We start from the raw sequence: 24,923 nt of genomic DNA, 5'->3' as shown, positions 1-24,923 counted from the left end.
ACGTTACGCTTTCTCTTCCGGAAAGAGCAGCTGCATCATGTCTGGCGTGGCGACAGCCCGGGTGGTGTAGAACAACTCGCCCGCTCCATAGCCAGCGGTCGCTCCCAGGTAGATAGCCGCGCCGCGAACGCGGTCGTAGATGTAATCTTTAGCCGGCGGAAATTGCGTTTGGTAGCAGCGCACACTTTCGATCTTCCGCTCTAGCGTATCGGTGATGTCGTGCACAAAGCTGCCAGCCGCGTCCAACTTGTTGATCGGCTCGAAGGCGATTTTGTAATACAAGTGCCGACTTACCGTGTGAACGGGTAGGTTGTCGAAGTGCTCGTCCCACTTGGTCAGACGCGAATAGAAAACGGCCGCATCGGTGATCTGCATGGCCTGCCAATGATCAGGGGAAGCCATCGGCGTACGATCGCCAAATCCGAGGACCACTTTCGGCCGATACTTGCGGAACTCCTTGGCCAGCATCACGCGGGCCTCGAACGAATCGAACAGCCGCCGATTGGGCAAGTCGAGCGTGATTCGCTTATGCACACCCAGCACCTTCGCCGCTTCCATCGCTTCGGCCAAGCGAATATCTGGGCCGGGCGAATGAGGTGTGGGTTCGCCGTCGGTCAGATCGATGATCGCGACCTTGTGTCCCAGGTCCGATAGCCGGGCCAGCGTGCCGCCACAGGCAATTTCCACGTCGTCGGGATGAGCCCCCACAGCAATCACATCGTACTGCGGGAACTCTTTTTCTACGTCAATCATGAAAGCCTTTTTCGGTCCAGTCTGCAGTGTGGCGGGCGGGAACGAGTTTGCCGCGTGACGCGTTACTTCTTCAGCGGCTTCTTCGCGCTGACCAGGAAGGTCGGGTTCGAGGCCTCGAAGCGGTGTCGTTCCAGTTGGTAGGTCGCGTGCGAGATGTTCACCATGGTCACCTTGGCGGCTTCCGCCTCGGCGTCGAACAAGCGATGAACATCCGCCAGGTTCTCGATGCTACTGATATTCGCCACGATACGGCCCCCTGGCTTCAAGCGTTTAAGGGCTTGCTCGCAGATGCCGCTAATCTGACGACCGGTGCCGCCGATGAAGATGCAATCAGGATCGGGAAGCGAGGTCCATGCTTCCGGTGCTTTGCCGAGTACGGCCTGGACGTTCTTCACGGCGAAGTTGTCGATGTTGGTACGAATCAGCCCGTGGTCTTCCGGATCCATTTCAATCGCGTAGACCGAACCTTTTTCGGCGATCATCCCAGCCTCGATCGAAACGCTACCGCTCCCGGCGCCAACGTCCCACACGACACTTGAATCTCCCAAGTCGAGCAGCGAAAGCGCGATGCAACGGACTTCCATCGGCGTCAGCAAACCACGCTTGGGCTTCGATTGACGGAAGACGTCGTCCGGGTTGCCGAACTTGCGTTTGCCGACCAGCGACATCGGTCGATCCGGCACGTCGGGCTTGCGAACCAGGATCATCACGTTCAGCGGGCCAAAGCTTTGCTCGGCGATTTCTTTCAGATCGCCTTGCGTCACGCATTCGTTGGGCGAGCCAAGGTTTTCGCAGACGTAGGCATGGAAGTAATCGAGGTCGTGTCCTAACAGCGTTTTCGCGACTTCCTTCGGCGGGATCGCTTCGGTGGTGAACAAGCCGATCGCTTCCGAGATGCGGGCGGCGGCAATCACCGATTCAAGCGGTTGATTGGCCAGGTTCGCCAAGTGTGCGTCGTCCCAGCTTTCCTTGATGCGGGCAAACGCCAACTGCATGCTGCTGACGTGCGGAATGACATGGAAGCGATCTTTGCCAAGCTTGTCGCACAAGTACTTCGACACGCCGTAGAACAGCGGATCGCCACTGGTCAGCAAGACAACGTCTTTGTCCTGGTGCTTTTCCAATGTTTCGACGATTTCGCCAAGATCGCCACTCACTGGCACCTTCTCGGCGCTCAGCTTGTCGACGTGGCCTAAGACCTGGGCATTGCCGACGATCACCTGGGCGTCTCCCAGAATCCTGGTCGATTGGCTGGTCAGCCCCTCGAAACCGTCGTCGCCAATTCCTACGATAAATATTTTCGGAGACGTGCTCACCGATCGTTCCATTACCAAGCGTCTGAAATAGAAAAGACTTGCGTCGATTCTACGAGATGCGACGATCTCTGGAAAGTTCACCCACCCTATCCAGTGATCTTCCTCCGCGACTCATCTTGCCCCTTCCCGCTAACTCGCTCCCGAGGCCCCATCATGCCAACCGTTTGCGTCACGCCGGCCCATTTCCATTCGTACGAACTGCCATATTGCCAGATTTTGCAAAAAGCAGGCTTCGAGATCCGGTTTATCGATCCCGAAAAGCACAACCTGCGTGACCCAGCCACGCTGATCGAACAACTCGGCGATTGCGAGGCGGTGCTGGCCAACCCCGAGCCCTATACCCCAGAGGTTCTATCGCAGTGCCAGGTTCGCGTCATCTCGCGGGCCGGGGTCGGGTTTGATTCGGTCGATCTGGAAGCCGCCACGACCAACGGAATCGTTGTCACGCGTACCCCAGGCGTGCTGCATGAAGCCGTTGCCGAACAGACGCTCGCGTTCCTGTTCGCCATCTCTCGGAACGTGATCCCGCGCGATCGCGATGCGCGCCACGGACGTTGGCAACGGGCCGCATTCCCACGACTGAAAGGGCAGACACTCGGGCTGGTCGGCCTGTGTCCGATAGGTCGCTGCGTGGCCGAAAAGGCGTTGGCACTTGGATTGAAGGTCATTGCCTACGATCCGTACGCCGCACCGCATGCAGGGGTCGAACTGGTGACGCTCGATCGGTTGTGGAGCGATGCCGACATCGTCAGCCTGCATGTTCCTTGCCTGCCCGAGACCGCCCACCTCATCAATCGCACTACGCTTGCACGGATGAAGCCGGGAGCCGTCTTGATAAACACTTCGCGTGGTGGCCTCGTCGACGAAGCCGCACTGGTCGACGCGTTGACCTCGGGGCATCTCTCAGCGGCCGCACTCGATGTATTCGAAGAAGAACCAACTCGGCCAGACAATCCACTGCTGAAACTCGACAACGTGGTGCTGGCCCCACATGTGGCTGGGCTCGATATCGAGTCGCTGAAAGACATGGCCAACATGGCAGCGGAGAACATTGTGGCTTTACATCGCGGCGAGTGGCCGTCCGCGAATATCGTCAATCCTGAGGTACGTCCCAACTGGAAGTGGTAGAATCCGAAGAAGTGAACCCGGAATCGGCTTCGGCACGGAATGCGATGTAGAGTTAGACAGCATGTGGCTGAATTCTTGCTCGCGAGGACATCCCTGGCTGGTCCAGGCCACCTGGGAGTTGCGTCCCTCGCGCAAACCTAACTTCCCCCAGCGTCCCATAACCCCAAGGGATTTTTCAATGCTTGTTCGCCTCACTGAACTGCTTACCATGGCGATGCCGCTGGTCTTCAGCTTGCTAGCCGTCACCCCTGTCTTGGCCTGCTCGCGCATTTTGTGGAACGACAACGGATTTGCTGTCGTCAGTTCCCGCACGATGGACTGGCCGGAATCGACCGAGCCGAAGTTGGTTGTCTTCCCCCGCGGCGTGACCCACAACGGTGGCAAGCTGGCCGGCATGGATGTGGTCGCCGAGAACCCACAGATTTGGAACGCCAAGTACGGCAGCGTGGTGACCACTGTTTACGGGATTGGCACCGTCGATGGGCTCAACGAAGAAGGGCTCGCGGTCCATGCGTTGTACCTGACGGCAACGAACTACGGCGAGCGCGATCCGAAACTACCCGGCGTCCATGCTGGCTTATGGGCCCAGTACATTCTGGACAACGCCAAGTGTGTGGAGGAAGCCGTGCAACTTACCAAGGACATCCAAGTCGTGATGGTCGAAGCCCACGGGCGGGAAGCGAGCATTCACCTTGCTTTGGAAGACCAGCTAGGTGACTCGGCGATTTTCGAATATATCGATGGCAAGCTGGTCATCCACCATGGCAAGCAATACCAAGTGATGACCAACGACCCCGCCTACGACGAACAATTAAAACTGCTCTCGAAGCTCGACTTCTCCAAGCCCAGCAGCGACATGCCACTGCCAGGTAACGTGAACCCACGCGATCGATTCCAACGGGCTTCCTACTACCTGGGCTTGTTGCCCAAGCCGAAAGATGAACGCCAAGCTGTGGCTAACGTGCTGGCGATTGCTCGCAACGTTTCGGTCCCGTTCGGTGCCCCCTACAAAGACTTCGGCGTTTACAACACCGAATACCGCACGGCGATCGATTTGACCAACCGTCGCTACTTCTTCGAGCTGACTACCAGCCCCAGCGTGATCTGGGTGAACCTAGACAAGATGGACTTCTCACCCGGAGCTCCCATCCTGGAATTGAATCCGTACGACTCAGGCCTCACGGGTAATGTCGACGGAAAGTTCAAGAAGCTCGACAAGGCTCCGTTCTAAAGCGATTCCATGAGAGCTGTAGCGTTTCTGGCGTAAGCGAGGCAAGCTGGACAAGGCGACCGAAGCAGGCGAAACAGAAGATTCGTCGATGCAGGTCAACGAAGACCAGCGCCGCCGCAGCTAACTAGCACGCTGCAGACAGAATGGAACCGCCCTAACTCAAAGACTTCTGATTAACCACCAAGAAGCAAAGAACGCCTCAGCATGTCCGCTGAGGCGTTTCTTTTTGTCTCGTGCAATCCGCTGCTTCCGGCCTAAGCCTGGAACGCCAAATTAGGCCTGGAACGATTGCCCGCAACCGCAGCTGCGGGTCGCGTTCGGATTGTTGAAGGCGAAGCCGCGACGATCGATACCGTCGTAGAAGTCGACCGTGGTGCCGTCCAGGTAGAGGGCATGCTTCTTGTCGACCACGACTTGAACGCCGTGATAGTCGTACTTCGTATCTTTTTCTTCGTCGAAGTCTTGGGTCAGCGTCAAGCTGTAAGAGAAACCACTGCAACCACCGGCAGCAATTCCAATGCGCAGCTTGGTGTCGCTTTCGTGCTTCTGATCATCCAGGATTCGCTTGACTTCGTCGGCCGCTTTTTCGGTGATGACGACTGCCATGTTTCGTACACTCCAAACGTTGAATTAACGCAAAATTGCTTGTGTTTATTATTATCGATGCCCCGCAGCGGGGAAAGGGTGCAAAAAAGGTTTCGTTTCGCACCATTTCAGCTTCAATCGCCACGAATGGCTATTTTGTCAGGACAAAACGCTATCAAATTGTGAAACCTAAGATCGTTCGCCCCTCAGCCTAGCCCTCTCCCCTGGGGGGCAAGGCAATCAGTTTCAGGCGATCAATTTCCTTAGTTTATCGACCGCCGAGGCGACAACGTCAACGGCAAACTCCACTTCCTGGGCTGTGTTGAACCGCCCCAGACCAAATCGAAGGCTGCTTCGGGTCAGGTCCTCGGACAAACCGATTGCTCGTAACACGTGGCTGGGCTGAGGGTTGGCCGATGTGCATGCCGCGCCGCTGGAAACGGCGATCTCGCGGACATTCATCATCAACGCTTCGCCGTCGACCTGCTCGACCGCGAAATTCAAATTGCCAGCCAGGCGGGCCTCGTCCTGCGATAGGTCGGGGCCGTTAAGGTGTAAGCCGCTGATCCGCTCACAGAGACCACTCCACAACTTCGCACGAAGTTCACGTAGACGTTCGGCCTCGACTTCCATTTCGGTCACACCCAGGCGAACTGCTTCCGCCAAGCCGACAATTCCGGTCACGTTCAGTGTCCCACTACGAACGCCCCGTTGCTGGCCGCCACCAAAGATGCTGGGCTGCAGCCGGACACGAGGGCCTTCTTTGCGAACATACAGCCCGCCACTTCCCTTGGGGCCGTAAATCTTGTGGGCCGAGAAGCTCATCAGGTCGACACCTAGCTGCTGTACGTCGACGGGGATCTTACCCACGGCTTGGGTCGCGTCGCAGTGCAGGAGGACACCTTGCTGTTTGCAGAGCTGACCAATCTCGGCCAGTGGCTGGATCACGCCAATTTCGTTGTTGGCCAACATAATCGAAACCAGCGACGTGTCAGGGCGAATTGCTGCGGCAACCTGATCGATATCAAGCTGCCCGGCTAAAGGATCGCCTGCCTGACGAGGCTCGAGCCGTGTGACTTCGTATCCGCGCTGTTCCAACTGCTCCAAAGGATCGAGCACCGCTTTGTGCTCGGTCGTGACGGTAATCACGTGATCGCCGCGTCGCCGACGCTGCGTCAGCACGCCACTGATCGCCAGATTGTTGCTCTCAGTCGCCCCGCTGGTGAAGACAATCTCTTTCGCATCCGCCCGAATCGCTGCGGCAATCGTTTGCTGCGATTCCTCGACTAGTTCTTTCGCCGCCTCGCCAAACAAATGCCCCACGCTCGACGGATTACCATACGTTTCGCCGAACGTCGGCAGCATCGCCTCGACGACCCGGGGATCGACCTTGGTGGTGGCGTGATTGTCGAAGTAGATGGGAGGCATACGGAATCAACTATCCGGGTGCCATGCTCTCGTCCTCGTTGAGCATGGGAAGTCGAGAAGACATGCCGACGAAGACGACGGCATGGCACCCAAGATTTCTCAGTTACGTCGAAATCCCCGTAGGTCAGGCTGTGCCTGACTCGGACCTGCTGGTTGGTTTGCCACTACGAATCGTGCGGCTTATCAGGCGCAGCCTGACCTACCGTCGTTGGCTTAGTCGCCGTAAATCGCCTGCAGGCAGATGCTCGACCAGGTTTCGAATTCTTCCAAACGGCCCAGCATGTCGTTCACCGGGCGGAAGCCGGCGTCGAGGATATCTTCTTCGTTGGGCATCACTTCGGGGCGTTCGATCTTGCACAGGTAAACCACGCCGAGGTGGACGCGGCCGACTTCGCTTTCGTCGTCGTTGATCAGCCCGGCACAGGTCATCACATGGGGGGCGCTGAAGGTGACCTCTTCGGCCAGCTCGCGACGCATCCCTTCCAGGAAAGGATCTTCCATGTTGCCGGGGGCGTCGTCTGACGAAACATGCCCGCCGATGCCAACGCTTCGCTTGCTGTGCAGGCGAGCTTCTCCCTGGCCCTTGCCGCGGACGTACTGAAAGACGTGCTTGGTCCCCTGATCGTCTTGGTATTCGAAGATCACGTAAGGGATGAGCTGCTTGAACTCAGGCGACTGTTCCATGACGTCGCGAGGTTTGAAGCTCATTTGCTCTGGCGTTAGCAGTTGGTCCAAATAGTGGTCGACGTGATTGCTGAAGCCCTGAAACTTACCAATCTCATGGAACTTCTCGGTCGGGACGACCAGCACTTGTTCGACTTCTGCTACGCTCATTCCATTTCCCTTCCGTGCGGGGGTACTGTTTGCGGTTTTTCGTAACGTCGACATGATAGCGAATTGCTAGCAAGAGATCGACCACCTTTTGGGGCAAACAACTATTCGTTAGCAGTCGGTTGATTTTCTGCTTCGGCAGCGAGTTATTGAGATTGGGGTGAGGGCAAGGCGTAAATCCGCAGGCATATCCACTAGATATGTCGAGGAATTCATAACGCAGCAATCGCCCCAATCTCAATAACGGAGCCGATCTGAGAGATTCAACAGGCTGTTAGCTAAAGAATGAGCATCGCATCGCCGTAACTGTAGAAACGGTACTCTTCTTTGATCGCTTCGCGGTAAGCTTGACGGAGCAATTCGTCCCCGCCAAAGGTACGTACCAAAATCAGCAGCGTCGACTTCGGCAGGTGGAAATTGGTCAGCAGAGCGTCGACTGCTTTAAACTCGTACGGGGGGCGAATGAAGAGGTTCGTCTTTCCGCTCCATGGTTTGAGTTCGCCATCGGCGGCCGCCGTTTCAAGTACACGTGTCGCGGTCGTTCCAACCGAGACGACGCGGCCTCCCTTGGCCTTCACCGCGGCCAATTTGTCGACTGTATCTTGGGTAATCTCGCCGAACTCGTAGTGCATCTCGTGCTGTTCGATGTCGTCGACACCAATCGGGCGGAACGTTCCCATCCCGACGTGCAGCGTTACGAACTCTCGCTCGACTCCCTGGGCCGCCATCTTGTTCAAAAGTTCGTGCGTGAAGTGCAAGCCAGCGGTTGGGGCAGCCACCGCGCCCGGCGTTTCGGCAAAGACGGTTTGGTACTGCTTCCAGTCTTCCGGCATCATCTCGCCGCCACGAATGTAGTGTGGCAACGGAACCCGACCGACACGTTCCAAAATATCGAACGGTGGCTCATCACTCAGCGGTTTCACGGCCCATTGGCCGCCCCCCAAGTTGGCCAGCAATTCGAGCTCGACATCTTCGCGGGTTTCGCGATTCTCGAGCACGACCCGCTCGCCAGGTTGGATCTTGCCACGTGTTTTGGCCAGGATCAGCCAATTGCCGTTGGCATCGGTTTCGATGAATAGTCCTTGCCAGCGACCGCCGGTCATCGAACGCCGTCCCATCAGCCGGGCCGGAACCACCTTGGTGTTGTTCAGCACCAGGCAATCGCCGGCATCCAACAGTTCCGGCAGATCGCGGATATGTTGATGCGAGATTTCCTGTGTCTGACGATTGACTACCAGCAGGCGCGAATCGGTCCTTTTTTCCAATGGTTGCTGCGCAATCAAATCGGAAGGAAGATGGTAGTCGTACTGGTCGATATTGGTCATAGAACTCCCGAAACCGTTTTGGATTCTTCCCGGAAAACGCTGCTCCTTCGCGTCGTCCATGGTTGAGTATATGAGGAAGGGCCAGAATTCGACTAGGCCCACACCGTTTCCCCTTTTGAATCCGACATGCCTGACGACCAGCCCAGCGAGCCTCTGAAAATCGTGATCGTTACCACCGAACTGGGGATGGGTGGGGCCGAACGATGTGTGGCCAACCTGGCATGTCGCTTGAACCCGCAAAAATACGAGGTTCAAGTCGTCGCGTTATCTTCCCCGCCAGAAGCCCCACGCGACGGGCTGGTGCAGCAGCTTCGCGAAGCGGGCATCACGCTCACGTTTTTGAACTGTCGCCGCAGTTGGGAGCTATTCTCGGCCGTTTCGCAATTACGCCGCATCGTGCAGGACACCCAGCCAGCGGTTGTGTGGAGCTTTCTGTTTCACGCCAACGTCGTCTCGACCTGGGCAACGCGGGGGATTCGCATACGGCAGCTGCAATCGCTACGGGTGATCGAACAAGGCACATGGCGGCGAAAACTGCAGTCGTTGGTCGCGGCCAAAGCGGATCGCGTGTTGTGCGTCAGCGAGGGGGTCAAGATTTTTGCGGAACAAACGTTAAAAATTCCCGTCTCGAAACTGCAAGTTATCCCCAATGGAATCGACCTCCAAGAGATCCGACCCAGTGCGTACTGGCCGCCTGAGAAAAGGGCGTATCGCGTTCTGGCCGTCGGCCGACTCGAGCAGCAAAAAGGCTTTGATTGGCTCATCCAGTGCCTCGCACCGATCTTGCGCGAGAAACCAGAGTGGGAGTTGGTAATTCTCGGGGATGGATCGCTACGAGCGTCGCTGACGACCCAGATCGAAGCGGAAGGGTTGGAAAAATCGATTCGGCTGCCAGGTTGGCAAAGCGATCTAGCAACATGGTTCTTCCAGAGCGAGATTTACGTGCTGAGCTCCCGCTGGGAAGGAATGCCCAACACCTTAATCGAAGCGATGGCCCGTGGTCTTCCCGTCGTTGCGACCGATGTGGAGGGGGTTCGAGAGCTCCTTCCCGGCAGCTTGAGCGAGCAAATCGTTCGCATCCACGAACCTTTACCGGCGGAAGCCTTGCTGCGGCGTTTGATCGAAAATCCACCTCTTCGGCAGCAATTTGGCGAAGCGAACCGCCAACAGATCGAAACGCACTTCTCTCTTCACCAAATGGTGCAGCATTACGAGGCCATGCTAGACGACCTACTCTCGCGCGAAGAACAGCAACGCTAGCACCTGCTTTTCTGATGAAATCAAAACTTTTTCTAACGGGGGGCAAACGCGCAACTCTTGCAATCCATACCCCTTAACTACGCTAGCGAAATTCGCTAGCAGTTTTTTGGCGTTGTTTTCCGGATTGACGAAAAATGGCAGCCGAATATCTTCAAGCACATGCTCGTCGAGCGACAACGATTGTTGATTTGTTGCTCAATAATATTTGCCTAACTAACAAATAATTTGTGAAAATCTTAGGCTTGTCCCGTAAGTTGGACGCACCCCAATTAGGCCACTATTGGGAACCAGTGCGCCAGTCCCATCTCAATGATTGAGCTGGATCGGGCAGGCCTTGTGAGGTCGCTAGTGCAGCGGTGGCTTCACAAGATCCGTCGGTAGGGGCACGGACGCGCCACGACGGATTTTTTTCGTTGCCCGCCCTGCCCTCGCGGGGAATGCTCTATTAAGCTGGAGTTTTTCCGATTCCTTCTGCTGCACGCACTATGGCTCCTCCGACCATTCATGTTCCCGTTTTGCCCGCCGAGGTGCTTCATTGGCTCGATCCTCAGCCAGGCAAGCTACTCGTTGATGGGACGCTTGGTGGCGGCGGTCACACACGAATGATGTCCGAGCGTGTGGGGGATGAAGGTTGTGTGATTTCGGTCGATCGCGATGTGATTGCTCTCCAACGCGCCGAAGAGACACTGGCCGGCTTGCCTGTGAAAATCGCCCACGCCAACTTTGTCGAGATTCCCAAGATTCTCGACTCGCTGGGGATCGATAAGGTCGACGGCATTCTGCTCGATCTGGGCCTTTCCAGTGACCAACTAGCCGACGACGACCGCGGTTTCAGCTTTGAATCGGAAGGCCCGCTCGATTTGCGTTTCGATGCCCGCGACAAAAAAACGGCTGCCGACCTGGTCAATCACTTGCAGGAAAAAGACCTGGCCGATTTGATCTACCAGAACGGCGAGGAACGACTCAGCCGACGTATCGCCCGGAAGATTTGTCACGTGCGAAAGGAAACTCCCTTCATCACGGCCAAGCAGTTGGCGGACGTCATCTGCAGCTGCTACCCCCACACGGCTGGCAGCGGGCGAGGCCGAATCCATCCGGCAACGCGTACCTTCCAGGCATTGCGGATTGCGGTGAACCGGGAATTGTCTTCACTGGAAACGGCGTTGGAAACATTGCCCGACCGTTTGAAGCCGGGTGGCCGCCTGGCGATCATCAGCTTTCATTCGCTGGAAGATCGCCCGGTGAAGCAAGCCTTCCTCGACGATCCGCGTCTCAACCGTTTAACGAAAAAGCCCGTCACGGCCGGCGACGAAGAGATCGCCGCCAATCCTCGTAGCCGCACGGCAAAGCTCCGTGTTGCCGAGCGGGTTGGCTAGATTTTCGCGATAAGTGGCGACGTCATTTCTTTCGCTTGCCGCGATACTTCCTTGGCCCCACACGACCGATACAACGTGTTCGCTCGTCGGGTGATGGTGCGGCCATCAGCGCGTCCACCAAGGCCGTGGCTTCCGCGATTTCAGCTTCCGTCTGGGAGGCCGCCTGAGCTGAGGCATGGTCGCTTTGATCGATAGCAGCCTGGTTCGCGCCAACTTGGCTAGGGATTGGTGCCTCTACCTTGACGACCGATTCGTTGTTAGACGGCAGTGGGGATTCTTCTGGAGATTGCTTCGCCGGACTTTTCATGGGAGTCGGCTTGGTCGTCGCTGCTTCCGTGCTGGGCAGTTTGTCGGTCAGATGCTGCAGTTCATCGCGATTCTTGGCCTCTTTCAGCAAGACTTTGAGCATGGCCTGGACCATCCTGGCAGCCTGCAGACGAACGGGCGTCGTCTCGCGCCGATTGAGAGCGACCTCGGTCGGAAATTGTAAAGCGGCTTGCCAATGCTCGGCGGTGATGGGTAACAGATGCATCAATTGGATTCCTTGATGTGGGCGCGCAGACGTTGCGATCCGCGAGGGCGAAAACAGACGACGCGCGCTGAGATGTTCGATTCGTAGAAACGGCAAGCAAGGTCAGGTGGATCCAATGCCTGATCGATGGCCGCGGCGATGATTTAGATGTACCAGCGAGGCGCTTCAAACTTGAAGCGTCGGCGAACCATTTTTTTGTGTCGCAACGCACTAAGGCACGTCTGACAAACGCTTTAAGTCGCCCAAAAAAACTTTTCTTAAGTTGACATCGCATCCACTTTGCGGTCGAAATCGCGAGTCAGTTTGCCTCGAATTCCAACCTCTCTTGGGGACTGAACCATTAGCAGGCGAACCACCCTGCAGAACAGGGATACCCCCACCAGGTGTGTGGCAAGCCGACAATTTGAGATTTATTTGTCCGATTTATCTTGGTAGGAGATTACCCTCTGAGCTTTCTTGCTGCTGTGGTTACATTCTTTACTTCATGTCTGGAGGGAATCACCGTGTTTGCGAAGGTTCAAGGCGAGATCCGAGGCACCGATGGCTGGAAGCTGGATCCTTGTAAACTTACGGAAGACGGTAGCTTGCCACCCTGCCCCGATTGCGGCACCCATCTTGCTCCCTTCGACGAAACAACGATTCGCCATACTTGTGCGTGCGGGTCGGAGTTCGACATCTGGAAGCCCAACTGGGGCGAGGCGCGTTTAGTGATGGCCCGCTCGACCTTCAGCCGCAGCGGCCACTATCTAAAGTGGCAGCACCTGGGTTAGGGCCGTCCCGGTAGTTTGAGATTTCGCAGCAGACGGCACCTGTTTTCAGCCGTTGAAAACGCCTGCCCAGAGCGCAAAAAGAAAGCCGTAAGCCACTGCTAAACAGCGACTTACGGCTATGAGATTGCTGGGGCTCGAACCCAGGACCTACGGATTAAAAGTCCGTTGCTCTACCGACTGAGCTACAATCTCGCTTGGGAAGGGAACCAGTTTCGGCCGTGGGCGGCTAATTGTCAAGGGGCCGTTCGGATCTTGGTCGACGTAAGTCAGTGCGGCCTGACGTTTTGCTGCGAAACTTCGCTTCTCCTGCTTTCCCTAAAGGACCGCAACGGCAGCTGAAAGTTCACAGCAAATCGCTCAAATCGCCCGATGGCGGCCAGTTAAGCCAAGATATCGTGCAGGATGTGGCCGTGGACGTCGGTCAATCGCATGTCGCGGCCACTGAAGCGGAATGTGAGGCGTTTGTGGTCAACGCCCAGAAGGTGCAGGATCGTGGCGTGGAGGTCGTGCATCTCGACCCGGTTCTCAAGCACCTTGTAGCCGAACTCGTCGGTCTGGCCGTAGATCGTGCCCCCTTTCACGCCCCCGCCGGCCAGCCACATGCTGAACCCGTACGGATTGTGATCGCGGCCATTCTTTCCTTGGGCGAACGGTGTCCGGCCGAACTCGCCACCCCAGACCACTAAAGTCGAATCGAGCATCCCGCGTCGCTTCAAATCGGCCAGCAAGGCGGCAATCGGTTGGTCGACGGCCAGGCAGTTCTTTTCGTGCCCGTCCTTCAGGTTACTGTGCTGGTCCCAGCGATCGTGACCCACGTGCGGAACGGTTAGCTCGACGAAGCGAACGCCTCGCTCGACCAGGCGCCGCGAAAGCAAACAGAGCCGACCGAAGGTCTTGGTGTGCTCGTACGAGTGGTTCAAGCCGTACTCTTCCAGCGTCCCTGGCGTTTCGTCACGCAGGTCCATCAGGTCGGGCACGGCCGATTGCATGCGGTAGGCAAGTTCGTAGTTGGCGATTGCCGATTCCATTTGATCGTTGCGGCCGACTTTGTCGAGCGTCAGCTGATCGAGCTTATCAAGCAGGTCCAACTTACTGCGTTGGGCAGCGGGACTCTTATCGCGTGACTTGATGTTGGCCACCGGCGTATCGCTGGCAGCGAAGATTGATCCTTGGAACGCAGCTGGTAGAAAACCGCTGTTGAAGTTATCGAGTCCACCCGGTGGAATCAGACCGCCGTTCAGGACGACGAAGCCAGGCAAATTGTCGTTTTCGCTTCCCAGTCCGTAGGTTGTCCAGGCACCCATGCTGGGACGGCCCTGCAAGCCACTGCCGGTATGCAGGAAGTAGTTGGCGGTCGTGTGCTCCGAAAAGTTCGAGGTCATCGAACGAATCACGGCCAAGTCATCGACATGCTTCGCCACGTTGGGAAACAAGTCACTTACTGGGATACCGCTTTCGCCGTGCTGCTTGAAGTTCCACGGACTGGCCAGCGTGCCGCCCAGATTGTTGAACTGAGTTGGCTCGGTTTCGGCTGGGAATGGCTGTCCGTCGTACTTTTTCAACAGCGGCTTCGGGTCAAACGTATCGACCTGCGATGGACCACCGTCCATGTACAGGAAGATCACGCTCTTTACTTTAGGGCTGGCATGGGGAGAACCCAACAGACCCAGCTTGTCGGAAGCAGCCGCATCGCGTTGCAGCATCCAGTTCAACGCCAACGAACCAAAGCCGCACGCAGCGCTGGTCAGCAGTTGACGGCGAGAGAAGCAACTTGATTGTTGATGGCAACGATCCACGTGAGACTCCGTGGGATTAACGAACGAAAATGAATGGTTTGGCGTTGACCAGCACGTGGGCCAGATCCCGCCACAACTCGACCGAGACCAACCGTTGTTGCGGTTCGATCTGCAAGGTCTGCGAATGCGAAGTGAGGAATTGGTCGGCCAGTACTCGCTCGGCATCGGTTGGCTTGCGCGAGAACGCCTGTTCGACCATGCGCTCGAAGCGTAGATCGGCATTGTCGGGCGTTTCGGCGATGGCCCGCTTGGCCCACAGTTCGCACTGCTCGATCACGAAAGGATCGTTCAGCATAATCAACGACTGGGCCGGCACGTTCGATTGATTTCGGCGTCCGATCGTGGTGATCGGCTGCGGCGTGTCGAAGGCCAGCATCATGGGCGAGAGGAAGTTACGACGGATCTCAAGATAAATACTGCGCCGCCCTGCCCCGTCCAGCGGTCCACTGTTACCAGGCCGGCCGCGACCTTGCATGAACGAAGTGAGATAAACTTTGACGCTCGGGCCAAACATCGTTTCGTCCAACGAACCACTGACCATCAGCAGACTATCGCGAATCGCTTCGCCCCCAAGACGCTTCACTTGAGCACGGTGAAATAGATCGTTCTTCGGATCCGCCGTCTCGGCCGGATCGAGTTCCAGCGAGGACATCTGGTAGGTTTGTGAAAGGACGACGCGGCGAATCATTTTTTTCAGCGACCAGCCGTTCTCGACGAATTCGCTGGCCAGGTAATCGAGCAGTTCGGGATGCGTCGGTTCTTCCCCGAGGACACCGAAGTTGTCGACCGAGCGGACGATACCGCGCCCCATCAGGTAGTGCCAGATGCGATTCACGGCGACACGCGAAGCGAAAGGGTTGGTGGGATCCATCATCTGGCGAGCGAGTTCCAGGCGACCACTGCCATGCGAATCGAACTGCGTGGGCGACTGCTCCAAAACGGTGAGCAAGCGTCGCTCGACCGGATCGGCCGGATTGCGGGCGTTACCGCGAATCAACAGATGCTCTTGTTCGGCCGAGTTGTCCCACATGCCAGGCGCGGTGCGAGAACGCCACTTCACCTGACCGAGCAATTGCTGCGACTTCTCCGCGTAAGTTTTCGCTACGTCTTCCAAGGGTGACTTCTGCCCAGGAACGATCATTTCCCAGTGACTGAGTAGCCAGGCTTTGAGGTGTGGATCGCTATTTCCGGCCAGGGCGGCACGCAGCGCTTCGACGAAAGCCACACTGGCGGGCAGTTCCCCCTTTCCTTCCACGGCGCGGACAAAGGCCGCGGCGATTTCTGCTTCATCAGATAACGTGGGCGGGGCCGCTTCCCCTTCGACTACCATTAACACTTCCATCGGCTTGCCATCGATCGGCGAGAACTCGACGTGCGTAGCATGGCCGCGATAGTCGCTCAGGTTTTGCGTGATCCAACGTGCTTCCTCATCGACGGGTACGTTCCATTCCATCGTCACCACGCCGTGCAGCGGGCCGTTCACCAGGCGATGCGAATCGACCACGGCAAACGCACGCCCCGATCCTTTCACCAGGTAGTGCACCCGTCCATCTTTCAGTGGGAACGATCGTGACTTGAGCGTTCGTCCGGCGCGGTTCCAATTGCGAATCCGTCCGAAGTCGTCCTGCACACCGCTTTGCAGTTGCAGCGGTTCCCAGCGTGTGTCGAAGACTGCGGCGGAAGCGAGTCGCACGCCTGGACTGGCGTCGCCGTCCCACTGCAGTTGGCCGGCAGATCGCGGCCCCGTGCCGTACACGCCGCCGTCGGTTCGCCATTCTCCTTCCGGCAAATTGGCGAAGTCGTTGATGACTTGCACGTTCGCATTCGCAATGGTTTCCTGTTCGGCAGATACACGGGCCTGCGCGGTTGCGACCTCGGCGGTTCGGCTTTCTGGAGCCGCCGCGAGATAGCGATTCCACCAGTAAAGCGGATGCTTGGCGTCCGCTGCCGCTTCGACCAGCGTGTCGGACCATTTCGACTTGCCGGCGACCAGGTCGGCTTCGATCGCTGGAACCGCTTCGTCGAACTGGGTCGTCAGCAAGTTAGCAGCTTGCTGGTTGGTTTCCGCTTCGAGCTTGGCCAACGCGGCCGCGATTTTAGCATTGTGCTCTTCGCTCTCGAAGCGGACTTGCCGATAAGACGAACTTTGCAGGAAGCCCATCTGCGCGTAGTAATCAGCCTGCGAGATCGCGTCGAATTTGTGATCGTGGCAGCGAGCACAGGTTACCGTCAGCCCCAGGAACGCCTTGTTCATGACGTCGAGCATGTTGTCAAAGCGATCGGTTTCGTCCTTGCGGATGTCAACCGGCGAGTGCACCCAGTCACCCATGTGCCAGAATCCCGTGCCGATCACCGCTTCGTTGAAGCCGCTCTCCGTGTTCCTACGTGGATTCTCGAGCAGGTCACCGGCGATGTGCTCGATGACAAGCTGGTTGTACGGCACGTCCTGATTCAGCGCGCGGATAACGTAGTCGCGGTATTCGTAGGCGTTGGGAATGTCGTAATCGAATTCGTGCCCGCGCGATTCGGCGTAGCGGACCAGGTCGAGCCAGTGGCGTCCCCACTGTTCGCCAAAGCGGGGAGAAGCCAACAGTTGATCGACCACCTTGGCAAACGCATCGGGTGACTCGTCACTGAGGAACGTTTCCACTTGTTGCGGCGTCGGCGGTAGTCCGGTGAGATCGAAATAGATTCGACGCAGCAGGGTCGTTTTCTCGGCGGGTGAATTCGGCGTCAGATTGGCTTCTTCCAACTTGGCGAGAATGAAGTGATCGAGCGAGTCTTTCGCCCAAGCTCCTTCCTTCACCACGGGAACTTCCGGACGACGAACTGGCTGCCAGGCCCAATGCTCGGCCTTACGCTGCTCGATGTCAAACGTCTGTTTCTTGGGCGTGTTTGCTTCGTCTTCCGCGGGCCAGGCGGCTCCGCTGTTGACCCATTGTTCGAGCTTGGCGATTTCGTCGTCCGGCATTCGCGACTTAGGAGGCATCTGATAGATACCGTCATAATGGATCGCTTCGATCAGTGGGCTTTCGTCTGCCTTGCCGGGAACGATGGAAGCCCCGCTGTCTCCACCTTCCAAAATCGCGGAACGAGAAGTCAGATAGAGACCGCCACCTGGGGTCTCGGCATCGGGACCGTGGCACTCGTAACAGCGCTGGACGAGAATGGGACGAACATGTTTCTCAAAGTATTCGAGCTGACTAGCATCGAACTGGGGAGCAGAAGCTGAGTTGGTTTCCGCCTGGGCGGCGCGCGGACTGAATGCCGACAAGCAGCCGATCACAGCGAGCGCAACAAGTGGGCGGACACGGATGAGAGCCATGGGCTTCGGTCCAACGAGTTGAGGTGGGCACATTGATAGGTAGGACTCTTTTACCTTAGCATCAATTGCCCCGGGATGTCACTATGTTTTTGGTCGTAATCGGGCCAGGAAAAGAACTCAATGTCTTTGCAATTAGCCTTGAAAGAATGGAACGTCGTCTGCGAAGCGATTCGCCAAGGTCAGCAGATCGTGCTGGCCCGCAAGGGCGGAATCTCCGAGCCGGAAGGGGAATTCGAGCTCCCCAAGGACCGGTTCTGGCTATACCCGACGTTCTTCCACGAGGCAGCGGCAAAGCTCAACCCAAGTGGCCTCGATTTGCTTGCTGCGCACCCAGAGTTCTCCCAAGCCCCACCTTCGAGCAGCGTGCGTTTGGATTTGGTGTGTGAGGTAGTGACCTCGATTTATCTGGAAGACGAGCAAAAGCTGCGTGCCCTTACCGAAGAGCAGCTATTGAACGACGAGGCATTGGCCATGCGATTTCATTATCGCCAGCCAGGAATTCACGCGTTGGTGATTCGCGCCTACGAAGCGGTTACTCCGCATTCGATCACGCCGACCGACGCGATGGCAGGTTGTAAGAGCTGGGTCGAGCTTATCGCCGGGCTCGAAACGGGGGGCCTGCGTCCCATCCTGGACGAGGAGACATTCGCAGCGAGAAAAAATTTGTTACTTTCCTCGCTCTGCCCGTGAACCTACAATTTGGTTGCCCTGTCTTTCAGGGGCGTTCACGGAGAAACGGGTTTTGAAAATTGGTCTTGCCAATTTAAGAGACCTGATTCAAAGTGAGTTTAACAAGGGTCGCGACACGCATCGCGGCGTTACTGAAGACCTGAGGCTGGCTCTACACGGCGTTCTGTCCGGCCATAGGGTATGCTTTAGTAGAAAGGAGGTGTTCCAGTGGAATATGTCTGTAGTTGCCGTAGAGGTGGTACTGCCTAACGGCTACCGGCGGGTTGCCGGTAGGCAGCCACATTCCCTATCGGAACCTCTTCTGAGAGAATCCGAATAGGCTACCAATAGAGGCTCCGCAAGTCCTAACCGGATTTGCGGAGTCTCTTTTTTTTTTGCGCTCGCCCCATCCTCAACAACTCGCTAACGAAGCAGAAAATCACCAAATTGTTAGCGCTGAAATCGCTGGTAGCTAACTGTCTTTCAGTAGAACCGGCTCCGCTGCTAAATCGAGGCGATAACCACCAGGGGCGTTTTCGTCTTGGATGATCTTTTCGCCGCCATCAATCGTGATCATCGCTTTCAACACTCCTGGCGGCAAATCGGGGCCAAGTTGGCTCACACTGCCATCGCAGAATACGACGTGCGGGCCTTTCACATGGTGGCTGGAGATCGATGGTTTGTGAGGGTCGTTAATCTGAAGCGACATCGTCTCGACATCAAGATCCTCCGGCTCGAGCCACTCGATATCGTGCGCAGCAATTTCCGCGACAATGATCGTGGTCGCAGGGTCGTCGGTGATATCAGCCAGAGAGATTCCTTCCTCTTTTCGACCGGCCGCATGAGGACCGACCAGCATCACGTAGTTAGTGTGGGGCGATTTCGGTTCACGATCGCTGGGGCATTGCCACAGAAACTCGGCCATCGAATAGGGGCTGTCCGGATCGATGTCGCCAACAACGACGTCTATCTTGTTTTTCGCAGTGATTCGCCGTCTTTCCAACTCTCGATTCCACGAACTATTCCACGGTTCCTCGAAGCGATACATTCCATAAAAAGGATCTGACAGCATGTACGGCAAGATGCGAACGCGCCAGCTATGCCCGTCCTCTTCGGTTGCCGGAAATCGTTGGTAAGTATCGTGCAAGTTCTGAAGCGCGAGCCCGATCTGCCTCATGTTATTTCTGCACTCCATTTCCGAAGCCGCCTCTTGAGCTTGCTGAACTGCGGGAATTAGCAGTGCCACAACGAGAGCGACCACCGCAACAACAAGACTTGCTCTAAGGACCATTCTTTTGGACACGTGCGAGTTCCCTTTGATGATTACGGCTGCGATGACGCCGATTTGTCTGTCGTTGATTCTTCTTCAAGCCGATAACGACCGGGGGCATTTTCGTCCCGAACGATCTTCTCGCCGCCGTCGACGGTGATCATTGCTCTCAATACTTCGGGCGGAAGATCAGGCGAAAGTCCGTCGACGCTACCATCGCAAAACACGACCCACACGCCGGTTGGATGGTGGCTGGAAAGCGACGTTTGCTCAGGATCGTTCAGAAGCATCGACATTGTTTCAACGTCGAAGTCTTGCGGTTCGAGCCACTCGATTTCGTGCGAGTCGATCTCCGCGACCGCGATTGTGGTGGCAGTGTCATCAGTAATATCCTCCCACTTAAGCCCCCCTTCTTTTCTGCCAAACGCGTGCGGACCCACGGGCATTAGGTAACTAGCATGGGATGAAGCTGCGTCCTGATCGCTGGGACATTGCCAATGATGATAGGCAACGGCATAACGAATCCCGGTTGCCTGTTCTCCGCCGACCATATTGCCAAGTTTGTCTGGTCCCGGCTTTATTTCGAGTTCGCGATTCCACGGGCTATTCCAAGGTTCATCAAACCGATACCGCTCGATGTAATCGCTCTGCTCTAAGAACGGCATCAAACGTACACGCCAGCTATGACCGTCCATCTGGGCAGGCGGGAACACGCCATACGTATCGTGGTAGTTATGCAATGCCATTCCGATTTGCTTCAACTGGTTTGCGCATGCGACACGAAGTGCTCTCTCGCGCCATTGCAGAAACGGCCTCCCGCACATAACGCTGAAGACCGCCAAGACAACCACGGTGAAGACTAACAGAACGATTGCTTTAGCTGACAATCGACATCCCCCAACAAAAATAGAAACCAAGCGAACCGCGGCGTAGATTCTAGGTTAGCCGAGCGCACGAAAAAACGCCGGACGTTGGTCCGGCGTTTTTCTAGTTTTTTTCTAATCGCGTGGTCCGCTTACGGACGCGACAAGGTCAGCTCGGCATCGAGAACCTTCTTGATGCGACGCGAGCTTTCTAGAAGGTGGGCACGGGTGTAGGCGTCGAACTCGACTTCCTTATCCAGTGCTTCTTCCAGTTTCTCTTGCAGGTCGATCAGTTCGGCATAGGCGATTGTCTGACAATCTTGCGGAGCGAATCCGTTGCCCATGGCCAGCGTCGAAAGTCGCTGCAGATAATCTCGCTGCAGGTTACGACGCAAGCTGCTGATCGCTGGGCTACGGTTGCTGTACTCGCCATCGTCCATCGAATCGAGTTCGCTGAAGATGCTGTCAGTCAACGTTCCGAACATCTCGGCCGTGGTGAACGCGTCTTGATCGGCTGGAACCTTCAACTCAGCGTCGTGCATCCGCTCGAGCGTGATCGAAGAGAACAGACGAGACAGAATCGTGCTTTGCCACTGCGAGATCGTGTCGTGGATCGGGAAGTCACCACGAACGCTGAAGCTGGTGCCCCAGTGATTCCAGTGGGAAGGAGCCAGCTTGTTGTACAGCTCGGGCGAGAACTGGAACGGTTCGTCGCTGAAAACCTGTTCGCTGACCAGCTTCATTGCGGCACGCTGCTTCTCGGCGTCGACCACCTCGAAAGGAGCCTTAGCGTCTTCCTGACCTTTGTGGGTCCGGTTCACGTGCACACCACCGATGTAACGCGAGGCGAAGTACATCGCTTGACCATGGGTGTTCAGCAGCGAGTTAAACGCCTGGCGAACGCGGGAGTAATCGTCCCCGTCTTCAACAACACGATCGGCCAGTCCGTCCATCGCTTCTTTGACGACGGCAGCCTGATTGGTCGCGAATTCGATCGCATCCTTACCGAAGTCGAATCGGTTGGAGTCAGGATCTGGCGACATGCTGGTCGTGTCTTCATCGGTGCTGAACGCCAAACCATGTTCGGTGCTCCGCGAAGCGATCTTGGCGAGTTCTTTCTTTTCGCCGTCGGTACCACCGCTAAGCGGCTTGTAACCGTAGGTGATCGCCCAGACGTCGTACTTGCCGATGGTTTGCGTGTAGAACTTGCCTTGCTTCTTGCCAGGACCGGCGATGTGCGGCGGAGCGTAGTCCATCACACTGGCCAGGGTGGCTTCGTCTTCGTCAAGTTCGCCCATTTCTTCCAGGCTGTACATCTTGCTGGCGACGAAGTTATGACGCAGACCCAAGGTGTGCCCCACTTCGTGCATCGCCACTTCCTTCAAGCCTTCCATGATCATGCGTTCGAGCAATTCTTCACGCTCTTGCTTGATCTCTTCGGCCGAAGGTTCTTTCTTCTCTTCTTCTTTGGACTCTTCCTTCGCTTCTTCGGCGTCTTCCTTCTTTTCTTCCGAAGCTTCTTCCGAGTCCTTTTCTTCTTCCTTGGATTCCGCTTCCGCTTTTTCTTCCTTAGCTTCGGCTTTTTCCTTCTTCTTTTTCTTCTTTTCCTTTTCCGCATCGGCCATCACGGCGGCAGCTGCAAAGGCGAACTGCTGCGACATGCCACCCGAGAGCATGCACTGATGCTTCGGCGAAAGGACCGGATTGTTCTTCAGGAACTCTTCCATGTTGTGGACATCAACCGGGCCACCCAACAAAGCTTCGGTCGCTTGCGGGTTGTAGTTCTCGAAGGCCTGCTTCCAGTAGTTCAGGAAGTCGGCGTCGAAGATGATGTCGGCATCGAGAATCTGGCCGGTGTAAGGATTCACGCGGGAAGGGCCCATCGCGAAGCCAGCGTCGGAGGTGATCCAGCGGAACGTGTTGTAACGCACGTCTTCCGGATCCCAATCGGCATCGTCTTCCTGCTGACGGACATGAATGGCATCGATGAAGCCCGCTTTTGCGAAGGCCTTGTTCCATTCCAGAATGCCGTCACGGATCGGCTTGCGATACTTGTAGGGAATCGTGTTTTCCATGTAGAAGATGATCGGTTCTTTCGGTTCCGACATCTTGGCGGACGGATCGGCCTTTTCCAGCTTCCAACGATTCACGTAACGGACAAACTGGTTGTCTTCCGGACGCGAATAATCTTTGACGGCCGTCAGGAAGTAACCAATCCGATCGTCGGCAACACGTGGCGTATAACCGCCGGATGGGATCTTGCTGATCGAGTAGTGAACGTTGAGGGTCAGTCCACGCGAGTCTGGCACCGAGTCGAGTTCCAAGCGGCCGCTCGAGGCGTAGGTCGCTTCGACCCCGATTTCGATGTTCTTTTCAAAACCCTTCACTTCGTCGAACAACGACTTGGTGCTCGAGAAACCGAAGCCTGGCAACGTTTCGCCAATCATCGGCAGGTCGCTCATGAAGACGGGCGTCACTTCGACGAGATCGCCGCCGCCAGGACCTTTGGTGGCGATCGGCAAGCTGAACAGCACGCTATCGCCGTAGGCATGCTTCACAGCACGCGACTCAGGCTTGCCGTCGGTGGCCTTGAAGCGGACGTTCTTACGGATGATGTGCACACGGTCGTCGACTTTACGGAACTTCCAGATCCAGTCGTCGCCGAAACCCCACGACATACCGCCGTACAGAGGTTCGATCCCCACACCGCGGGCAATCGAGATCAACACGATGAATTCGCCGTTGTAGTGCGAATTGTTGAGCTCGAAGAACATCCGGTTCCCTTTGTGATAGGTAGGAACCAGGCCGTCTGCTTTCTTGAAATCTTTCAAGATGGCGACGTGAGGAGCGGAAGACGAACCGCTGGACGATCCGCCGCCAGAGCTCGACGAGGACGAACCACCGGTCGTGGCGGCTACTTCAGGGCCGGCAGCAGCAGCCGTTTCGCCGCTGGTATCGGTGGCCATGTCATCGGCAGATGCAGGGCTTGCCGAGGCCAGTGCGACCAAAGCCGTCGCGCACAGCGCGGACGACCATCGCCATAATGAAGGCATTTTCATGCGTACTACTCTTCTACAATTGATAAAGGAGGGGGAGATGATCGACAGGTTTGTCGTGTTCCGGTTTCAGCGGGAGGTGGAAGACTGTCCCATTCTTCCCAGGCTGCGAAAGACTCTCTGCTTACTAGAGGCTCCTCGTCCCGTTATCTTGCGAAAAAAAGACAACGAAACACGAAAAACTTCCCGAAAGGGTCTGCTTCGAGTGTCTGGAAAATATACCCTACACTGAGCACATGCCGTAATTGTTCTATTCTGCGCACGCAAAATTAGGAAAGAAAAGCCGGTTGTAGCAATAAATTGGATTAGAGTCGCAAAAAACGGCCCGATCTCAACACCGCAGAATCTCTTTGCCTCGAACGCGAGGAGTCAGAAGAAACTGGGAAAATGGACCATAATTTTGACACGCTTCGTCACGTTCTCGCCAACTTCCGCTTGGAAGGGATCCGGAGCGGAAACGTCACGCGACTCAAGGGTGGACTGAGTGGAAGTGACGTTTGGCAAGTCGAAAGCCCCTGGGGAAGCTTCTGCTTAAAGTGTATGCCGGAGGGCTTTTCGGTCCAGCGCATCACGGCAATTCATCAAGCCGTCACCTGGCGACGAGACGCCGGCATGAAGTGTTTGGTTGGCTACTGCCAGGCAACTTCCGGACAGACATTCGTGGAACATGATGGCCGAATTTGGGAATTGCAGATGTGGGCTAAAGGGGAAGAACCGCTTCCCCCCTACACGAACTGGCAGAAGACCGGCATGTTTCAAGCGGTTGCCCGCTTTCATCGAATTCTACAAGACACACCGCACGATCGATCCCAACTCGCCAAATCGGAAGGGGTCTCGGTACGACTCGACATGTTGCGGACCTGGCGGAAACATCGCCTGCAGGAACTCGATCCCCGACTAGCGAGCTACGAACATCCGAGACGCAAGGAGCTTCTGAGCATTATCCTTTTTGCTTTCCAAGAGTATCAACACTTGCTTGAGCCGCTGCTGGAAGAGGTTGGGCGTCATGAATACCTGGTCGATCAGTGCATCGGCGATCCGCGGCCCGAGAATTTCCGCTTTGAGAATCACCAGATCTCCGCTTTGATCGATCTGGGTTCGATGCGGCGAGACAATATCGCACTCGATATTTCCCGCTTGGCCAGCGAGGTTTCGTTTCAAACACCCGTCGACTGGCAGTTCACCTGGGACTGCATCGAGGTGATTCGCCCCCTGAAGGAAGCAGAGAAGCACTTGGCCCACGTGCTCGATGCGGCGAATGTCGTTCTCACCGGTTTGAAATGGGTACAGTGGCTACTGCTGGATGGTTACAGTTTTCAAAACGAAGAACTTGTCGACGCTCGATTGCACCATTTGTGCTATCGCTTGCGAGAGATCGACCAACATCCAGCGTGGAAATAGATCGAGTT

The 24,923-nt window shown here is 56.4% G+C and carries 19 protein-coding genes and 1 tRNA gene; 7 read left to right on the top strand and 13 right to left on the bottom strand.

The features are described 5' to 3' along the window. Window positions 1-3: 3 nt before the first annotated feature. Both C5Y83_RS23190 and cbiE read right to left on the bottom strand, forming a co-directional pair. Window positions 4-753, bottom strand: a complete 750-nt coding sequence (locus tag C5Y83_RS23190) for a PIG-L family deacetylase (protein WP_105332181.1) — start codon at window positions 751-753, stop codon at window positions 4-6. Window positions 754-815: 62 nt separating this feature from the next. Further along, window positions 816-2,069, bottom strand: coding sequence for a precorrin-6y C5,15-methyltransferase (decarboxylating) subunit CbiE (gene cbiE / locus C5Y83_RS23185; protein ID WP_233207338.1), 1,254 nt, complete (start codon window positions 2,067-2,069; stop codon window positions 816-818). 153 nt (window positions 2,070-2,222) lie between these two features. On the opposite strand from cbiE, the gene C5Y83_RS23180 reads away from it, so the two are divergent. Next, on the top strand, window positions 2,223-3,197 hold the full coding sequence (locus C5Y83_RS23180) for a phosphoglycerate dehydrogenase (protein ID WP_105332179.1): 975 nt from the start codon (window positions 2,223-2,225) through the stop codon (window positions 3,195-3,197). A gap of 178 nt (window positions 3,198-3,375) precedes the next feature. Beyond that, on the top strand, window positions 3,376-4,428 hold the full coding sequence (locus C5Y83_RS23175) for a linear amide C-N hydrolase (RefSeq protein ID WP_199195118.1): 1,053 nt from the start codon (window positions 3,376-3,378) through the stop codon (window positions 4,426-4,428). A 273-nt stretch (window positions 4,429-4,701) separates the two neighbouring features. Here C5Y83_RS23175 and C5Y83_RS23170 read toward each other — a convergent pair whose 3' ends face one another. The 4 genes from C5Y83_RS23170 to queA form a co-directional block, all read right to left on the bottom strand. Beyond that, a complete protein-coding gene (locus C5Y83_RS23170; RefSeq protein WP_105332178.1) occupies window positions 4,702-5,034 on the bottom strand; it encodes a HesB/IscA family protein in 333 nt (110 codons plus the stop codon). Between the two features lie 225 nt (window positions 5,035-5,259). Next, a complete protein-coding gene (locus tag C5Y83_RS23165; RefSeq protein ID WP_105332177.1) occupies window positions 5,260-6,441 on the bottom strand; it encodes a cysteine desulfurase family protein in 1,182 nt (393 codons plus the stop codon). A gap of 213 nt (window positions 6,442-6,654) precedes the next feature. Further along, entirely contained in the window at window positions 6,655-7,275 is a 621-nt protein-coding gene (locus C5Y83_RS23160; RefSeq protein WP_105332176.1) for a phosphoesterase, read from the bottom strand. A 275-nt stretch (window positions 7,276-7,550) separates the two neighbouring features. Further along, complete coding sequence (queA, locus tag C5Y83_RS23155; RefSeq protein WP_105332437.1) at window positions 7,551-8,597, bottom strand: tRNA preQ1(34) S-adenosylmethionine ribosyltransferase-isomerase QueA; 1,047 nt, start codon at window positions 8,595-8,597, stop codon at window positions 7,551-7,553. A gap of 126 nt (window positions 8,598-8,723) precedes the next feature. Here queA and C5Y83_RS23150 point away from each other — a divergent pair, with 126 nt between their 5' ends. Beyond that, on the top strand, window positions 8,724-9,857 hold the full coding sequence (locus tag C5Y83_RS23150) for a glycosyltransferase (protein ID WP_105332175.1): 1,134 nt from the start codon (window positions 8,724-8,726) through the stop codon (window positions 9,855-9,857). A gap of 485 nt (window positions 9,858-10,342) precedes the next feature. Continuing rightward, window positions 10,343-11,233: a 16S rRNA (cytosine(1402)-N(4))-methyltransferase RsmH gene (gene rsmH / locus C5Y83_RS23145; protein ID WP_105332174.1), complete on the top strand. Its 891-nt coding sequence runs from the start codon at window positions 10,343-10,345 to the stop codon at window positions 11,231-11,233. A 22-nt stretch (window positions 11,234-11,255) separates the two neighbouring features. Here the strand turns inward: rsmH and C5Y83_RS23140 are convergent, their stop codons facing one another. Continuing rightward, window positions 11,256-11,765 carry a hypothetical protein gene (locus tag C5Y83_RS23140; RefSeq protein WP_105332173.1) on the bottom strand — a complete coding sequence of 170 codons (510 nt, stop codon included), beginning with the start codon at window positions 11,763-11,765 and terminating at the stop codon, window positions 11,256-11,258. Window positions 11,766-12,268: 503 nt separating this feature from the next. On the opposite strand from C5Y83_RS23140, the gene C5Y83_RS23135 reads away from it, so the two are divergent. Then, window positions 12,269-12,535 (top strand): hypothetical protein, encoded by a 267-nt coding sequence (locus tag C5Y83_RS23135; protein ID WP_105332172.1) that lies wholly within the window; start codon window positions 12,269-12,271, stop codon window positions 12,533-12,535. A 119-nt stretch (window positions 12,536-12,654) separates the two neighbouring features. Here C5Y83_RS23135 and C5Y83_RS23130 read toward each other — a convergent pair. The 3 genes from C5Y83_RS23130 to C5Y83_RS29495 form a co-directional block, all read right to left on the bottom strand. Then, window positions 12,655-12,727, bottom strand: a tRNA-Lys gene (locus C5Y83_RS23130). 188 nt (window positions 12,728-12,915) lie between these two features. Beyond that, complete coding sequence (locus tag C5Y83_RS23125; RefSeq protein ID WP_233207352.1) at window positions 12,916-14,286, bottom strand: DUF1501 domain-containing protein; 1,371 nt, start codon at window positions 14,284-14,286, stop codon at window positions 12,916-12,918. A 61-nt stretch (window positions 14,287-14,347) separates the two neighbouring features. Further along, window positions 14,348-17,656 carry a PSD1 and planctomycete cytochrome C domain-containing protein gene (locus tag C5Y83_RS29495; RefSeq protein ID WP_158262482.1) on the bottom strand — a complete coding sequence of 1,103 codons (3,309 nt, stop codon included), beginning with the start codon at window positions 17,654-17,656 and terminating at the stop codon, window positions 14,348-14,350. A gap of 120 nt (window positions 17,657-17,776) precedes the next feature. Between C5Y83_RS29495 and C5Y83_RS23115 the strand changes: the two genes are divergently transcribed. Next, a complete protein-coding gene (locus C5Y83_RS23115; protein ID WP_105332171.1) occupies window positions 17,777-18,346 on the top strand; it encodes a DUF1802 family protein in 570 nt (189 codons plus the stop codon). Window positions 18,347-18,797: 451 nt separating this feature from the next. On the opposite strand, the gene C5Y83_RS23110 is transcribed toward C5Y83_RS23115, so the two are convergent. The 3 genes from C5Y83_RS23110 to C5Y83_RS29900 all read right to left on the bottom strand — a co-directional run bounded on the left by C5Y83_RS23110 (window position 18,798) and on the right by C5Y83_RS29900 (window position 23,517). Continuing rightward, window positions 18,798-19,628, bottom strand: a complete 831-nt coding sequence (locus tag C5Y83_RS23110; protein WP_146117892.1) for a DUF1559 domain-containing protein — start codon at window positions 19,626-19,628, stop codon at window positions 18,798-18,800. 20 nt (window positions 19,629-19,648) lie between these two features. Beyond that, window positions 19,649-20,419 carry a DUF1559 domain-containing protein gene (locus C5Y83_RS23105; protein ID WP_261341477.1) on the bottom strand — a complete coding sequence of 257 codons (771 nt, stop codon included), beginning with the start codon at window positions 20,417-20,419 and terminating at the stop codon, window positions 19,649-19,651. Window positions 20,420-20,610: 191 nt separating this feature from the next. Beyond that, window positions 20,611-23,517, bottom strand: a complete 2,907-nt coding sequence (locus tag C5Y83_RS29900) for a zinc-dependent metalloprotease (protein WP_233207336.1) — start codon at window positions 23,515-23,517, stop codon at window positions 20,611-20,613. A gap of 384 nt (window positions 23,518-23,901) precedes the next feature. Here C5Y83_RS29900 and C5Y83_RS23085 point away from each other — a divergent pair, with 384 nt between their 5' ends. Next, a complete protein-coding gene (locus C5Y83_RS23085) occupies window positions 23,902-24,915 on the top strand; it encodes a phosphotransferase (protein ID WP_105332167.1) in 1,014 nt (337 codons plus the stop codon). The last annotated feature ends 8 nt before the right edge of the window (window positions 24,916-24,923 follow it).

It is taken from the genome of Blastopirellula marina (genome assembly GCF_002967765.1).
Taxonomy (GTDB): Bacteria; Planctomycetota; Planctomycetia; order Pirellulales; family Pirellulaceae; genus Bremerella; species Bremerella marina_A.
The sequence above is the reverse complement of the archived record's forward strand: the minus strand, read 5'-3'. Positions and strand labels throughout refer to the sequence as shown.

What these genes read in the sequence shown, in the direction of transcription:
- C5Y83_RS23190 (WP_105332181.1), bottom strand. Translation starts at nt 753, where the DNA reads ATGATTGACGTAGAAAAAGAGTTCCCGCAGTACGATGTGATTGCTGTG.
- C5Y83_RS23180 (WP_105332179.1), top strand. Translation starts at nt 2,223, where the DNA reads ATGCCAACCGTTTGCGTCACGCCGGCCCATTTCCATTCGTACGAACTG.
- C5Y83_RS23175 (WP_199195118.1), top strand. Translation starts at nt 3,376, where the DNA reads ATGCTTGTTCGCCTCACTGAACTGCTTACCATGGCGATGCCGCTGGTC.
- C5Y83_RS23170 (WP_105332178.1), bottom strand. Translation starts at nt 5,034, where the DNA reads ATGGCAGTCGTCATCACCGAAAAAGCGGCCGACGAAGTCAAGCGAATC.
- C5Y83_RS23165 (WP_105332177.1), bottom strand. Translation starts at nt 6,441, where the DNA reads ATGCCTCCCATCTACTTCGACAATCACGCCACCACCAAGGTCGATCCC.
- C5Y83_RS23160 (WP_105332176.1), bottom strand. Translation starts at nt 7,275, where the DNA reads ATGAGCGTAGCAGAAGTCGAACAAGTGCTGGTCGTCCCGACCGAGAAG.
- queA (WP_105332437.1), bottom strand. Translation starts at nt 8,597, where the DNA reads ATGACCAATATCGACCAGTACGACTACCATCTTCCTTCCGATTTGATT.
- C5Y83_RS23150 (WP_105332175.1), top strand. Translation starts at nt 8,724, where the DNA reads ATGCCTGACGACCAGCCCAGCGAGCCTCTGAAAATCGTGATCGTTACC.
- rsmH (WP_105332174.1), top strand. Translation starts at nt 10,343, where the DNA reads ATGGCTCCTCCGACCATTCATGTTCCCGTTTTGCCCGCCGAGGTGCTT.
- C5Y83_RS23140 (WP_105332173.1), bottom strand. Translation starts at nt 11,765, where the DNA reads ATGCATCTGTTACCCATCACCGCCGAGCATTGGCAAGCCGCTTTACAA.
- C5Y83_RS29495 (WP_158262482.1), bottom strand. Translation starts at nt 17,656, where the DNA reads ATGGCTCTCATCCGTGTCCGCCCACTTGTTGCGCTCGCTGTGATCGGC.
- C5Y83_RS23115 (WP_105332171.1), top strand. Translation starts at nt 17,777, where the DNA reads ATGTCTTTGCAATTAGCCTTGAAAGAATGGAACGTCGTCTGCGAAGCG.
- C5Y83_RS23105 (WP_261341477.1), bottom strand. Translation starts at nt 20,419, where the DNA reads ATGTGCGGGAGGCCGTTTCTGCAATGGCGCGAGAGAGCACTTCGTGTC.
- C5Y83_RS29900 (WP_233207336.1), bottom strand. Translation starts at nt 23,517, where the DNA reads ATGAAAATGCCTTCATTATGGCGATGGTCGTCCGCGCTGTGCGCGACG.
- C5Y83_RS23085 (WP_105332167.1), top strand. Translation starts at nt 23,902, where the DNA reads ATGGACCATAATTTTGACACGCTTCGTCACGTTCTCGCCAACTTCCGC.